The organism is Psychrobacter immobilis, assembly GCF_904846285.1.
Taxonomy (GTDB): Bacteria; Pseudomonadota; Gammaproteobacteria; order Pseudomonadales; family Moraxellaceae; genus Psychrobacter; species Psychrobacter immobilis_D.
This window is the reverse complement of sequence record NZ_CAJHAD010000027.1, coordinates 1-13,348: the sequence shown is the minus strand read 5'-3', so window position 1 is coordinate 13,348 and position 13,348 is coordinate 1. Positions and strand designations below refer to the sequence as shown.

Genomic DNA, 13,348 nt, shown 5'->3' with positions numbered 1-13,348 from the left:
GGCTAGCCTTGATGTCGCCCAATAGCTGGATATGTTTGCATCCATCCAATGCTACGACAGATGCTGCCAAGCTTGCTATGTCATTAGACAATCGCGGGCTGGCATACGGTGATGGTTTTTTTACCACCATGGGCGTCATTGATGGGCAGATACTGTGGTTGGACTATCATCAGCAGCGCCTGAACTCGCATGCGACAGTCTTACAACTGCAGCTAGACAGCAATTCACTATTAACAATCTTAAAAATGCATGCCAAGCAATTACAGCAAGGTATGCTAAAACTTATCGTAACGCGTACTTCCCAAGAAGTTCGTGGGTATGGCTATATGCCAAGCGAGTCTGGCAGTGCTTGCGAGGTTTGGCTAAAATCCTCGCCAATGAGTATTACCACTGCGCAATCGTTGCCTATCGCGGTTAATGGGCAATTCATCCCGCTACAACCTGCCGCTAGCGCCATTTGCTTGTCCTCTCAGATTGCTTGTCTACCGCCGCCGCTAGCGGGACTAAAAAGCTTAAATCGTCTGGATCATGTACTGGCAAGTGGCGAGCTCTACGCTATCAAAGCCAAAGCATTGGAAGACAATATCAAACCAAGCTTCGGCGAAGGTCTGCTACGCGATATGAGTGGACAATGGGTTGAGGGGACGACGAGTAATGTGTTTTATCAATTATCACAATCGCCAGTCGCAAAATCGTCCAATCGTCCACATGCTCAAAGCAACAGCAACTATCTGAGCGCTGGTCAATGGTATACGCCATCGATGGCGCAATCGGGCGTCGCTGGCGTGATGCGCCAAGTCATTATCGATGAGTTAAAGACTAGCGAAAGCCCCGTTGTCATCAGGTCGTTACGAGATGAGGATTTGCCCCATTTAAGCCAGCTGTTCTTTTGCAATGCGCTGCGCGGTATCATGCCAATGACCAGTCTGACATTGTTATCGGGTGAGGTGGTGGGTTTTGAAGCGATTTAATTGTATTTAGAAATATTAAATTTGGTATCAATACAATCATCTGGGTACAAAATAACTTCCTCTTTTCTATACATATCTTGCGCTTTTAATAGTGCTTCTTGCTCGTTCTCTGCCAACACTTCCACGATGTTACTTAGCGTCTCAATAATTTCTATCTGAAATATTCTCTCTACTTTCTTATCTATTTTCATCATTACTATTGTCAATATACCCTTATAAAGATTTCTTTATTATTTATATAGTCTAGGTTAGCAAAGGTGCTTAAAAGAAATGATCGTCTTTTGTTAAGTGGACTTGTGCGCTAAGTAAAATCGATCAATGATCCTGTTTTTGAAAAAGGATAAAATCGCATGCGCCCAATCTATGAAAATAAACGAATTCCACTACAAGTACGTCGATTAATAATATTTAGTGAAATTTGTCTTAAGGCAAAAAAATGCCCTCATGAAAATGTCTATTTAAATACTAAATCCCAACTAGCATTTAGCGTTATGTACTTTAACGACAGTAAAAAATATGTAGCTTACGGCGGAGTTTTTGAATATTCGTATATATTAGATGAAGGTATTAAATATGATTTTGATATTCCTATACATAGTGATTATCCAATGTGTGCCATTACTGTAAAAGGACAGCCCTTTACTAAACCTGCTCGTACAACATTAGGATTACTGACAAACTGGAATAAATATGTGCAGAATAAAGTCAGTAACTCATTTGAAGATGACTTAAATCCTATGTTTTTACTACATGGTGAGTTAGGTGAAACCTACGTTCCTCATAGATTTTATGAGATTTTGGTATCAAGTGCAGATTTACCTCTTTGGGATAATAAAAACACTTAATATAATTTGCGATATTGCCCACGACTGGTAAATTCAATAATGCCTTTATCGCGTAACACTTGTAATTGCTGACGGATTTTATCTTTAACATGGTTGTTTTCGGGATGTTTAAACTTTAATAAGTCAGCAAACGCATAAACTTGATTGAGAGAGAAATTAGTATCTAGTTTGTCGATACACTGCCAAACATCTAATGTCCAGCCGCGTGAAGTTATGGATTGCGTGCGTAAAAATAAGGTTTTTTTGAATTGCTCAGTGACATTTTCGCGTGGTATGACTTGTTGGTCTTTGACCAAAAATACTTTTCCCAATTCGGGCACTTTACGCAAATCAATATTACAGCCAACCCAGCCGGCGCGTTTAGCAGTAGCTGATAAAGGCTTACGTTTTATAATCATGTCCGGTTTAAAGAACTGTTTGGGAATGATTAAAAAATTATTAACGCTCAATGCTTGGGAGTAAGTTAAAAAGAAAAAGTTAGGATTATTGTCACTATTAACGCGCTCAATCATAGTGTCATAAGCGCCATCATTGATAATATTGCTTAATTTCGCTTTCTTACTTTTTAGCTCATATTCTTCGCTACAATGTGCGCAATAAAAATCAGCGACAGGCTGATTATTAGTAAATTCAACCAACGATTCGGCATTGCAATTAGGGCAATAGCTTTGCTTAGCGACCCAATTCTCACTTAATACTCTAATGATTTGACTTTGTGACTGATAGTTTTTGGCAAGACTTTGATTGAAATTAAGGTTCATAGCCCGTTTTCTTATTAAAGGAAAGATTTAAAGTGATAAATAAGCAATATGAGTATTAAGCAATATAATTTACTCTAAACACCAAGTTAATAGATAAGCTAAGCAAATACCATTGAAAATCGCCCAGTTCAGTGCTAAATTCTAGCAAACTTCTCCTTCGCGAGTGAACATGAGCACCCCAACACCTGAAATACCGCCTGAACGCCCTGATGAGTCGCCAGAAATCGACCATGACGGCGCGTCGGAGCAGCCTGTCGATACGAAAGCGCTGGACAAAAAACCTGTTATTAACGATGTTAGCGCAGAGGAAGTGCCGGCGACGGATATCTCGCTCATTAGCGGTAACAACAAACCACGCCACTATAAAGCCGATAATCCCTCGTTCTTTATGCAGCGTGGCTATCAGGTATTATTAGTGCTTGGGCTGATTGCGGCGTTCTTTTTGGTGATGGTTTATCAGACCTTGTTTGGTCGGATTGAGCAGCCAAAGCAAATGGTGACAATTGAGTCGGGTCAGACCTATTATGGTTTGCTACCGCAGTGGCAACAGCAAATACCGCTGTTTTCTGCCACGATTGCCAAGCTTTATATGAAAACGCAAGTCGAGGGTCCATTGCACGCTGGTATTTACCAATTACCAGAAAACCCCACCTTTGCTGAAACGCTGCATATACTTGGGCAAGGGGTAAAAGCGTCGATGGTAAAGGTACAAATTATCGAAGGTAAAACCTCAAAAGATTTGTATCAAGCATTACGTGATAATAAAGGTATTAAGAAAGAAGTGCTGACCGCGGACAGTACCAATGCCAGTATCGCTCAAGCGTTAGATTTGGTTGGCATATTGCCGGATGCAGTGGTGAATAGTAATGATGCTATCGTCAATCACAATCTTGAAGGCTGGTTTGCGCCTGATACCTATTATTATGGCGAAGGAAGCACGGATAAACAGGTACTAACCGACTTGTATAAACGCCAGCAGCAAGCGTTAACCAAAGCATGGGAGAATCGCGCCCCGAATTTGCCTTATAAGACCCCTTATGAGGCTCTGGTAATGGCGTCAATTATCGAAAAAGAAACCAGCGTGGCAGAAGAGCGTCCTTTGGTATCTGCGGTATTTAATAATCGCTTGAATAAGGGTATGCGTTTGCAAACTGATCCGACCATCATCTATGGTATGGGCAGCCGTTATGAAGGCAATATTCGCCGTAAAGACATCGATGAAAAGACGTCTTATAATACTTATCAAATCGATGGTTTACCACCGACGCCTATAGCCTTGCCGTCAGCAGCCTCTATCGAAGCGACCTTGCATCCTGCCGATAGCGAAGCATTATATTTTGTCGCGACGGGTAACGGCGGACACAAATTTACCAGTAGTTTGAATGAGCATAACCAAGCGGTAAAAGAGTACTTGAGCGTTATGCGTGAGAAAAAATCTCAAACACCGCCTTCATAAGCTGCACTTTCAGTTTCTCTACACACCCATCATTTCGTGAGCATTGCCATTGAGGAACGTCGTCGTTAATGGCAATGCTCTTTAATGATAATACTCCTCAATGCAAACGTCTCTCAATGCCACAAGGTTATATCATGTCAGCATCCATACAAGCACCGTTTTCTCAAACCACGACGACGCACCTTAAAGGGCGTTTTATTAGTTTTGAGGGCACTGAAGGCGTCGGCAAAACCACGGCGATTGAGCAATTATGTGCACGTTTGCAGGCAAATGGTATTGACTATTTACGCACTCGTGAGCCGGGCGGCAGTCCATTTGCCGAGCGTTTGCGCGCCATATTATTAGACACGAATACCTCGATTAATGATGATACGGAGCTGTTATTAATGTTTGCGGCGCGCTGTGATCATATGCAGCAAGTGATTTTACCAGCGTTACAACGCGGTACTTGGGTAATATGTGACCGCTTTACCGATTCGACCGTTGCTTACCAAGGTTTTGGGCGTGCCCATGGTGATAGTGCTGTACGTGCTAAAATCGATATGCTTATCGAGCAATTTGTTGAACAGTTACCAGAGCTGACTTTGTGGTTGGATTTACCGATATTAGAGGGGATGGCACGCGCCAATAAACGCAGTGCTGCTGACCGTTTCGAGCAGCAGGCAACGGAGTTTTTTACCCGAGTCCATCAAGGTTTTAGTGTCCTTGCCAGCGAGCAGCCTGAGCGGATCCAGCGTATTGATGCTTCAGGCAGTGCCGATGAAGTCGGCGCGCGTATCTGGCAAACCGTTCAGGAAAAATTTGCGCTAAGCTAATGCTGTTTTAAAGCGAACAGATTAATGCTATTTAGCACTTTCACTATTACCTTAAAGCAATTAAGCAAAAAGCCCCAACTGAGCAATTGGGGCTTTTATCGTTTATGAAACAAATTTTAAAAAGATAACTCTACTCTTTATCTATATCAATGCTATCAATGCTATCGCCGCTAGAGTCAGGTAGACGGTTGGGGTCAAGCGCGCCTTTTTTGGTTTTCGGTGCGCTGCCATTACCATTGGTACTGCTAGAGGTCTTGATTTTCGAAGTTGCCGTCGAATTATCCGACATTACTCCTTTAGTTTTATGAGCATTGGTAACGTTAGTAGAATTATCAGCGCCAGTGGAGTCAGACTCTGCCGTTTGAATATTTACTTTTTCAGTAGTAGTGTCTGAAACCTCGGTTTTATTAAGCGTATCAGTAACGGTATCGGACTGATTTTCTTGCGCAGTTTTTATATCAGTAACCTTTGCTACATCGGCCTCTTTAGCAGTAGTTAATGCAGTATCTGGCATAGCAGTGTCATTACTAGCATCCGTAAGCTCTTTTTCTTTCCGTTTTTCAGGTGCTTTCGAGCTAGACTCAAAGCTAGCATCTGCTGCCGCGCGCGCCTGCTCTTGTTTTGGCGTGACATCGACTGGTTTTGGCTGTACTTCATCATCGACGACCAATGAAATCAGCTTACGATCACGCGGTACGGTGCCATCGAACTTATCGGTAATGACATGTAGCTTACCTTCTTTATCAACGGTGTAAAGCGGCACGAATTGTTTGTTATCGGCTTTATATTGCTCAAAGCTATAGCTGTCGGTGATATTGGTGATTTTAATACGGGCTTTTTTCGACAGCATACTGGCAAGCTTGGTATAAGTGACGTCTTTGCCAAATAACCACTGTGAATGGAAGTTGCCTTGCTTATCATCGCGCTCGCTTCTGACTTTTTCGTCACTGAACTTAAGACGATAAATTTTGCGCTCGCCGAACTCATGACGATAATGAATCTCGGACAGGGTATTCATCTCTTTATCCATGCTCATGGCAAACAGACGCCCAATACCGATAAGGTCTAGATGATGGTCGGCATGGTCAGAGATGGGATTACCAAAGTAGGTGCGCAGACCGCTCATACGAGCTTTAGCGATATTGGTATAGTTATTGTGCGCAACGATGACATCGAAACCTTGGTCTTTTAAAGAAGTCGCGACCAAGAGCGCGATTGGGTTGGAGCCAACGACCAAAATACCGTTGGTTTCAGGCTCACGTACGACCAAGAAGTTCCCAACCATTTTTGCACCCAAGCCTTGAATCATTACCGTGCCAATAATGACCAGGAATACCAAAGGTACGAGTAGCTCAACGCCTTGAATATCATATTCTTGCAAGCGAATAGCAAACAGTGACGAGATAGCAGCGGCAACGATACCACGCGGGCCAATCCAGCTAATCATCAGCTTTTCATTGGTCTTTAGATTGGAGCCAATAGACGATGCCCACACCGATAAGGGACGCGCGACAAACATTACGATTGCCAGTAGCACCAGTCCTGCAAAGCCCACACTTAACAAGCTTTCCAGCTCAACACGTGCAGCAAGAATGATAAATAATACCGATACCAATAAAATAGTCAGTGATTCATTAAACTCTAAAATCGTCTCACGCGGGAATTTTGGCCAATTAGCCAATGCTACTCCAAGTACAGTAACGGTTAATAAGCCAGACTCGTGCTCTAAATGGTTTGAGATAGAAAACAGCAGCAGCACAAAAGCAAGGGTAAAGACATTGCGTAAAAACTCAGGAATCATATGGCGGCGCATTAAAAAAGCTAAAGCCCATGCGCCCGCTAAGCCCATTGCTACTGCCAATACTACAATTTTGGCAAACAGCAAGATACTACTGGCTTCACCGCCTGAGATGATATATTCATAGACCAATACCACCGCAATAGCGCCGATAGGGTCGATGATAATGCCTTCCCATTTCAAAATGTTAGAAATGGTTTTATTGGGACGCACGCTGCGCAGTAACGGCATAATGACTGTAGGCCCAGTCACACAGACCAAGGCACCGAATAGCAAAGCAATCAAAGGGTCGACATCAAACAACAGGTAAGTTGATAGCGCCACAATGGCAATGGTGATAAGCACGCCGACCGATACCAGCATCTGTACCACAGAGCCGTGTTGCTTAATCTCATCAAACTCTAAAGTCAACGAGCCTTCAAATAAAATAATCGCCACGCCAAGCGAGATAAAAGGGAACATCAGCTCGCCAAGTACCAAGTCTGGGTCAAAAACTCCCAATATCGGGCCAACAATAATACCAATCAGTAATAAAAACAAAATGGACGGTTGCTTTAAATACCAAGCCAACCATTGGGCGGCAATACCAAGCCCAACCACGCCGGATAACAATAGGGCGGTATCCATAAATTAATCCTTTTAAAATCTTGTTATATTTTATATCTATAAAGGTGCGCGCCACATGCTAGAGACGTTGCTGCTGTTATTAAATATTTATTAATAACATCAATAACATCAATAACATCAATAACATCAATCACAGCATCACACAAAGTATGAGCCATAGCATTGCTCAAAATAAATTGAGATATGATATATACGATATCGTAGTAAAGACAAAAGCTTTCCTAGACCCATAAGCATGATCTAAAAACGCAAAAGATGAAAAATAAGGTGATGATCACCAGTCTGATAAAATAACGACCTACAAAAATTAACTTTTGTTTGTGGTATAGATGATTTGGCTTGTTATCATAACACGGTTTTATTTTATGTATTTCGAGGCTCTTTTTCTGAGCGCTCTGAGCGGCTTTACTATTTGATTATAGAGTTTGTCAAAGAAGCTGGGGAAATATAGTGTCAATAAGGTGAGGTTGCGTTATTTGTTAGCATTGTATAAACAGTACAATAAGAGAGCAGATTTATTCACTGTATAAAGATTGCTATCTAATGGCAGTATTCAAAGAGCCGGTTGAATGGATAGTATTTTGTCGTAAATAATAGAAAAGATAAAGTTTTATACCATAAGTCCAAAATCGACTGTAAACTAACAAGCATTATTCTTTGCAAGTTTGTATTATTAAAAACTCATGATAAAGCTTGTGATAAAAGTAGGCAGTAAATTTCTAGTCCAAAAACTAAAGACGATTTTTTTAAAGCTCATCGAATCAGCAAACTGCGCAACAGTAATTAGAGTTTATTTTTTTAGTGAAATAAAATAAATTGATAACATACGCCAAAATTATGCTTAATAACGGTCTTATTTAAACCGTTGATAACAATTAATTTATAACGACTAGTTTATAACGACTATAAGACCCATTATATGGAGGGTAACATGCCTAAAAATATGCCTATCAATATGTCTAAACCGAATACACGCAATTTGAGCCGTTGGTTAAAACAGAGCACGTTGGCAATTGCCGTTGCGACGACTATGGTTGCGGGTATTAATATAGCTGCCGTACCAAGCGCTGAAGCGGCCGTTACCACTGCAGATTTTTCGGGTTTGGTTCAACAAGTTACCCCTGCGGTAGCGCGGGTAAACGTTACCAAAACTGTCAGCGAGGCCGAGCTTGCCAAAGCCCAAACCGCTGAGCTACTGCGTAAATTCTTTGGTGATCGCTTGCGCATTCCTGATCAAGCAGCGACGCCAGCGATTGAGCATGCTTATGGCACCGCATTTTTTGTCACGCCTGATGGTTATATGCTGACCAACCATCATGTGGTGGCGGGCGCGGACAAAATTACTGTGACACTTAATGATAGAACGGAGCTTGATGCGACTTTAGTGGGCAGTGACGAGCGCTCAGATGTGGCAGTATTAAAAGTCACGGGTCGCCAGTTCCCAGCGCTGCCAATCGGCGATTCCAATGCGTTAAAAGTAGGCGAACCCGTACTAGCAATTGGCTCACCGTTTGGTTTTGATTATTCCGCATCGGCGGGCATTGTTAGTGCCAAGTCGCGTAATTTTTCGCGTGAAACCAGCGTGCCTTTTATCCAAACCGACGTAGCATTGAACCCTGGAAACTCAGGTGGTCCGTTATTTAATCAACGCGGTGAAGTGATTGGTATTAACTCACGTATTTTTAGTGGTACGGGCGGCTATATGGGGCTGTCATTTTCCATCCCGATTGATGCGGCGATGGATATTTATGAGCAGCTGAAAAATAATGGTGAGGTTGCGCGCGCCTATTTGGGTATTTTTCCACAAGATATCGACCGTAATTTAGCCGAAGCTTATAATTTGGCGCGACCACAAGGGGCGTTATTAACGCGCGTTTCACCAGATTCACCCGCGCAAAAAGCAGGGCTAAAATCAGGTGACATCATTTTAAAATACAATGATATCCAAATTATGGAAGCCTCAGATTTATTAAACCTCATTAATCGGGCACGCCCCAATGATGCCTTTCGCGTCCAAATTCAACGCGATGGTAAGCAATCTATCGTAAGCGGCAAGCTCAGTAACGCTTCTAACGATATGCAGTCGCAAACTTCTGCTCAGCAGGGTAGCGGCATGAGCTTAGGGCTCGCGCTGCGTAACTTAACGCCCGAGGAGCAAATAGAGTTGGCGTCTGATAATAAGACGGGTGTATTGGTCACGGCTATTGAGCCAACGGGACTAGCGGCACGCTCGGGTATATTGGCGGGCGACGTTATTACTAACCTACATCAGAAGCCTATTAAAACGGTCAACGATTTTTCTAGCGCTGTTTCATTATTACCTAAGAAAGGCGTGGTGACGCTTGAGATGATGCGTCAAGGTATTCCGGGTATTATCGGTTTACGGATTGAGTAGGAAATACAGAGTACAGAAGCTGAGCTATTAGAATCATAGATCACGATTAAGATAAATAATGACGCGATAATTGACTTGCTTGTATCGCCCGACCATCGATGTGTTTACGATTCGTTAAAATGCCTGAAAAGGTTTTATCGGTAGTCAGTAATTACGCTACACTAACTGTTTAGTTTTCAGGCTAGGCTTGAAGGCCAAATAATGCCAAGCTTAAATTGAAATCCCCTCGATATTTGCTCCAAAATTGGCATAATAAAGTAGCGCTTAGCTTCTCAATAGGTAGGCGATTTTTTTGCTTTATAACGAGCTTGGGGGTTAATTGATTGATAGCGATAGAGCCAAAATATGCTACACTAACAGGCGTTTTTATGGCTAACCCTCAATCAGATTGACAGCAGATAAAAATAGCGTTCATGACGTTATTATAAATCATGAGTATCACCATCAAGCAAGGTATGGCCTCTAACATTATTTTCAATAAACATAAATAATTATGCATTTATGTTTATGACGATTATTTTTATCAAGGCACTTGCACACGACTTATCATGTGATAGCTTTAATAAAAGCTAGGATAATACAGTAAGGCACGGTTATGAGCACAGCATACGACGATATCAAAACCCGACTACAAGGCTCAATGGTAGCCTTGGTAACGCCCATGCATCCTGACGGCACGGTCGATTATAAACGTCTGGCAGACCTCATAGATTGGCAGATTGAGCAGGGCACGCATTGTTTGGTCGCGGTCGGCACCACTGGTGAATCAGCGACTTTGTCAATGCAAGAGCACAGCGATGTGATTCGCTATTTTGTCCAGCATGTTAAAGGTCGTGTCCCAGTGATTGCAGGTACTGGCGCCAATAATACGATGGAAGCCATTAAGCTGACTCAAGATGCGGCGGATGCGGGTGCAGACTGTGCGCTATTGGTTGCCCCTTATTATAATAAGCCGCCACAAGAAGGCTTGTTTCAGCACTATAAAGCCATCGCTGATGCGGTAAAGATACCGCAGATGCTTTATAACGTACCGGGTCGTACCGTTGTTGATATTGCTCAAGAAACAGTTGAACGCCTTGCTGATATTGATAACATCGTCGCTATTAAAGACGCTACAGGTTCTACGATTCGCGGCGAGCAATTGATCAAAGCGGTCGGTGACAGAATGGTGGTGCTATCTGGTGATGATGGTACTGCCCTTGAATTGATGAAACTGGGTGGTAAAGGCAATATTTCAGTGACTGCCAACGTTGCTCCAAAAGCCATGAGCGAGACATTTAGTGCGGGTTTACGCGGTGATTTTGAAGCCGCTCATAAAGTCCATGACGTGGTAAAACATCTACACCGTGACTTATTTATCGAATCAAGCCCTATCCCTGCCAAATATGCGCTACACAAAATGGGCATGATAGATACAGGTATTCGTCTGCCATTAGTATGGCTAGCTGAAAAGCACCATGCAACGATTGATGAAGCTTTGATTCGTGCCAACTTACTTTAAATTTTCGTAAATTCAATAAAAATGCTGCTTATAGTTTAGTTAGAGTCTATTAGATATTTTAACTATAAGCGCATTTCTCAAATACGCACCAAATAAGCAATAACGGCTAACTCAGAGAGATAATATGATCAAAGTATCATCAACCCCTGCAAAGATATTCCCGACGCTGCTAACGGTAGTTTTGGGTAGTACGTTGGTATTAAGCGGTTGCCAAGCGACAAAAGGCATTTTTGGTAAGCGCGATAACGGTAGTCTCGAGTATCAGCAAAGCAAAAAGCTGGCACCGTTACAGCTACCTGCTGAGCAAGAAACTGCGCCATTTGTTCCGTTATATCCAACCCCTAGTGCGGGCGCAAATACGCTAAAGTTGCAAAACGAGTCAGGTAAGCAGTATCAATTGCCAAAACCTCAGCGTGCTGTTGCCCAAGTATCAGAATAAACCCTTTTTATCCCTATCTGTACCGCTGGTTTTTTATTATGGTTAAGTATCCTTTCTTAGCACCCTAATATAAAGCGCTTAGCGGTCGCTGCGCGTTTTTACCACATAAGCTTGAACGAACAGGAACTCCCCTCATGCAAAAGCAAGAACTGCTGTATAAAGGCAAAGCCAAATCTGTTTATGAAACAGAAGACAATGATCTGCTGATTTTACATTTCCGTGATGATACCTCAGCGCTTGATGGCAAGCGTATCGAACAACTCGCCCGTAAAGGTGTGGTGAATAACCGCTTTAACGCCTTTATTATGCAAAAATTGGCTGATGCTGGTATCGAAACCCATTTTGAAGAGCAATTGTCAGACGACGAAGTACTGGTTAAGCGTTTAGAGATGATTCCGGTTGAATGTGTGGTACGTAATTTTGCCGCAGGCAGTTTGGTACGTCGTCTAGGTTTAGAAGAAGGGCAAGCATTGACGCCGCCTACCTATGAACTGTTCTACAAAGACGATGCTTTGGGTGATCCAATGGTTAATGAGTCAATCTCTATCTCTCTCGATTGGGCAACTGAAGCACAATTGGCGAAAATGAAAGAGCTGAGCCATCAAGTCAATGAAGTATTAAAAAAGCTGTTTGATGCAGGTGATTTGATACTGGTAGATTTTAAACTTGAGTTCGGCGTATTCCATGACCGTATCGTCTTAGGTGATGAGTTCTCGCCTGATGGTTGCCGTATCTGGGATAAAGCGACTAAGAAAAAGCTCGATAAAGACCGTTTCCGTCAATCATTGGGTGATGTGATTGAAGGTTACGAAGAAGTGGCAAAACGTATTGGTGTGCCATTAAGCTAGACATATCGAATATTTAATACATAAAAAAACTGAGCCCAGGGCTCAGTTTTTTTTATGGAGATGTTGGTGTTAGAAAGAACTATATTAGAAGCCAGTTATGTTATTGATAGTTATACTACTTATCTTTACGCGCTTCTTTAATTTTTTTCGCTGCCAGCTCCATTGCATCTGCCGCTTTATCAGCCAATGAGCCCACCACTTCTTTAGCTTTAGTCGTCGCAGTGTCTTTTAAAGAGGATTCTTTGTCGTCTTTAGATTTAGAGTCATCATCTTTACTGTTTTTATCTTTCTTGTCAGAGGCGTCTTTGTCTTTGCTATTTTCTTTGTCAGATGATTTATTGTCTTTATTACTATCTTTATCTGACGTTTTATCATCTTTGCTGTGATTAGTATTGTCATTACTAGATGATTTGTCGTCTTTGCTATCTTTACTTTGTGACTGATTATTCTGCTTATCGTTTTTGCTGTTATCGTTTGTCTTAGCATGACTATCTTTTGAATCATCAGTAGCATTGTTTTCATTATCTTTTACTGCTGCGTTTTGATCCGAGTCCTTTTCATTCTTATTGCTATCGTTATTGTGCTGCTTGTTGTTATTCGCATTAGAGTTACTCATTGTTATATCCTTGTGATTATGTATTTTAGTATTGGATGTTTTTAATATTGAATAGCCAGATTTAAGCTTACTATTAGAATGAGTTAACTGTCTGTATAGCATCAGTTGCAATAGGTAATAACGTCTATCGCTCGACATCGTTAGATAGACTTTTATGTTAACTTTATATACTGCATATAAAAATGTCGTTATAAATAAAATACAATTGTTTTAAAACAAGCGAAATGGTATAAGAATATATGACCTATTCAGCAGACTTCCGAGCTCAAGTGATCA

Annotated in this window: 12 protein-coding genes; 8 read left to right on the top strand and 4 right to left on the bottom strand. The window is 41.9% G+C overall.

What is annotated here, in order from left to right:
• The first annotated feature begins 11 nt into the window (after positions 1 to 11).
• Positions 12 to 971 (top strand): aminotransferase class IV, encoded by a 960-nt coding sequence (locus tag JMX13_RS12300; RefSeq protein WP_201612974.1) that lies wholly within the window; start codon positions 12 to 14, stop codon positions 969 to 971.
• Here JMX13_RS12300 and JMX13_RS12295 read toward each other — a convergent pair.
• On the bottom strand, positions 968 to 1,165 hold the full coding sequence (locus JMX13_RS12295) for a DpnD/PcfM family protein (protein WP_227686316.1): 198 nt from the start codon (positions 1,163 to 1,165) through the stop codon (positions 968 to 970). The genes JMX13_RS12300 and JMX13_RS12295 overlap by 4 nt on opposite strands.
• 156 nt (positions 1,166 to 1,321) lie before the next feature.
• Between JMX13_RS12295 and JMX13_RS12290 the strand changes: the two genes are divergently transcribed.
• Positions 1,322 to 1,816 carry a hypothetical protein gene (locus JMX13_RS12290; RefSeq protein WP_201612972.1) on the top strand — a complete coding sequence of 165 codons (495 nt, stop codon included), beginning with the start codon at positions 1,322 to 1,324 and terminating at the stop codon, positions 1,814 to 1,816.
• Here JMX13_RS12290 and JMX13_RS12285 read toward each other — a convergent pair.
• A complete protein-coding gene (locus JMX13_RS12285) occupies positions 1,813 to 2,577 on the bottom strand; it encodes a DpnI domain-containing protein (RefSeq protein ID WP_201612970.1) in 765 nt (254 codons plus the stop codon). The genes JMX13_RS12290 and JMX13_RS12285 overlap by 4 nt on opposite strands.
• Positions 2,578 to 2,746: 169 nt before the next feature.
• Between JMX13_RS12285 and mltG the strand changes: the two genes are divergently transcribed.
• Both mltG and tmk read left to right on the top strand, forming a co-directional pair.
• Positions 2,747 to 4,033: an endolytic transglycosylase MltG gene (gene mltG, locus JMX13_RS12280; protein ID WP_201612968.1), complete on the top strand. Its 1,287-nt coding sequence runs from the start codon at positions 2,747 to 2,749 to the stop codon at positions 4,031 to 4,033.
• Between the two features lie 134 nt (positions 4,034 to 4,167).
• Positions 4,168 to 4,848 carry a dTMP kinase gene (gene tmk / locus JMX13_RS12275; protein ID WP_201612966.1) on the top strand — a complete coding sequence of 227 codons (681 nt, stop codon included), beginning with the start codon at positions 4,168 to 4,170 and terminating at the stop codon, positions 4,846 to 4,848.
• Positions 4,849 to 4,978: 130 nt separating this feature from the next.
• Here the strand turns inward: tmk and JMX13_RS12270 are convergent, their stop codons facing one another.
• On the bottom strand, positions 4,979 to 7,273 hold the full coding sequence (locus tag JMX13_RS12270; protein ID WP_201612964.1) for a cation:proton antiporter: 2,295 nt from the start codon (positions 7,271 to 7,273) through the stop codon (positions 4,979 to 4,981).
• A 943-nt stretch (positions 7,274 to 8,216) separates the two neighbouring features.
• Here JMX13_RS12270 and JMX13_RS12265 point away from each other — a divergent pair.
• The 4 genes from JMX13_RS12265 to purC all read left to right on the top strand — a co-directional run bounded on the left by JMX13_RS12265 (position 8,217) and on the right by purC (position 12,456).
• A complete protein-coding gene (locus JMX13_RS12265) occupies positions 8,217 to 9,668 on the top strand; it encodes a Do family serine endopeptidase (protein ID WP_201612996.1) in 1,452 nt (483 codons plus the stop codon).
• 595 nt (positions 9,669 to 10,263) lie between these two features.
• A complete protein-coding gene (gene dapA / locus JMX13_RS12260; RefSeq protein WP_201612962.1) occupies positions 10,264 to 11,169 on the top strand; it encodes a 4-hydroxy-tetrahydrodipicolinate synthase in 906 nt (301 codons plus the stop codon).
• A gap of 124 nt (positions 11,170 to 11,293) precedes the next feature.
• A complete protein-coding gene (locus JMX13_RS12255) occupies positions 11,294 to 11,608 on the top strand; it encodes a hypothetical protein (RefSeq protein ID WP_201612960.1) in 315 nt (104 codons plus the stop codon).
• A 134-nt stretch (positions 11,609 to 11,742) separates the two neighbouring features.
• Entirely contained in the window at positions 11,743 to 12,456 is a 714-nt protein-coding gene (gene purC, locus JMX13_RS12250; protein WP_201612958.1) for a phosphoribosylaminoimidazolesuccinocarboxamide synthase, read from the top strand.
• Positions 12,457 to 12,571: 115 nt separating this feature from the next.
• Here purC and JMX13_RS12245 read toward each other — a convergent pair whose 3' ends face one another.
• A complete protein-coding gene (locus JMX13_RS12245) occupies positions 12,572 to 13,072 on the bottom strand; it encodes a hypothetical protein (RefSeq protein WP_201612956.1) in 501 nt (166 codons plus the stop codon).
• Between the last annotated feature and the right edge of the window lie 276 nt (positions 13,073 to 13,348).

What these genes read in the sequence shown, in the direction of transcription:
- JMX13_RS12300 (WP_201612974.1), top strand. Translation starts at nt 12, where the DNA reads ATGTCGCCCAATAGCTGGATATGTTTGCATCCATCCAATGCTACGACA.
- JMX13_RS12295 (WP_227686316.1), bottom strand. Translation starts at nt 1,165, where the DNA reads ATGATGAAAATAGATAAGAAAGTAGAGAGAATATTTCAGATAGAAATT.
- JMX13_RS12290 (WP_201612972.1), top strand. Translation starts at nt 1,322, where the DNA reads ATGCGCCCAATCTATGAAAATAAACGAATTCCACTACAAGTACGTCGA.
- JMX13_RS12285 (WP_201612970.1), bottom strand. Translation starts at nt 2,577, where the DNA reads ATGAACCTTAATTTCAATCAAAGTCTTGCCAAAAACTATCAGTCACAA.
- mltG (WP_201612968.1), top strand. Translation starts at nt 2,747, where the DNA reads ATGAGCACCCCAACACCTGAAATACCGCCTGAACGCCCTGATGAGTCG.
- tmk (WP_201612966.1), top strand. Translation starts at nt 4,168, where the DNA reads ATGTCAGCATCCATACAAGCACCGTTTTCTCAAACCACGACGACGCAC.
- JMX13_RS12270 (WP_201612964.1), bottom strand. Translation starts at nt 7,273, where the DNA reads ATGGATACCGCCCTATTGTTATCCGGCGTGGTTGGGCTTGGTATTGCC.
- JMX13_RS12265 (WP_201612996.1), top strand. Translation starts at nt 8,217, where the DNA reads ATGCCTATCAATATGTCTAAACCGAATACACGCAATTTGAGCCGTTGG.
- dapA (WP_201612962.1), top strand. Translation starts at nt 10,264, where the DNA reads ATGAGCACAGCATACGACGATATCAAAACCCGACTACAAGGCTCAATG.
- JMX13_RS12255 (WP_201612960.1), top strand. Translation starts at nt 11,294, where the DNA reads ATGATCAAAGTATCATCAACCCCTGCAAAGATATTCCCGACGCTGCTA.
- purC (WP_201612958.1), top strand. Translation starts at nt 11,743, where the DNA reads ATGCAAAAGCAAGAACTGCTGTATAAAGGCAAAGCCAAATCTGTTTAT.
- JMX13_RS12245 (WP_201612956.1), bottom strand. Translation starts at nt 13,072, where the DNA reads ATGAGTAACTCTAATGCGAATAACAACAAGCAGCACAATAACGATAGC.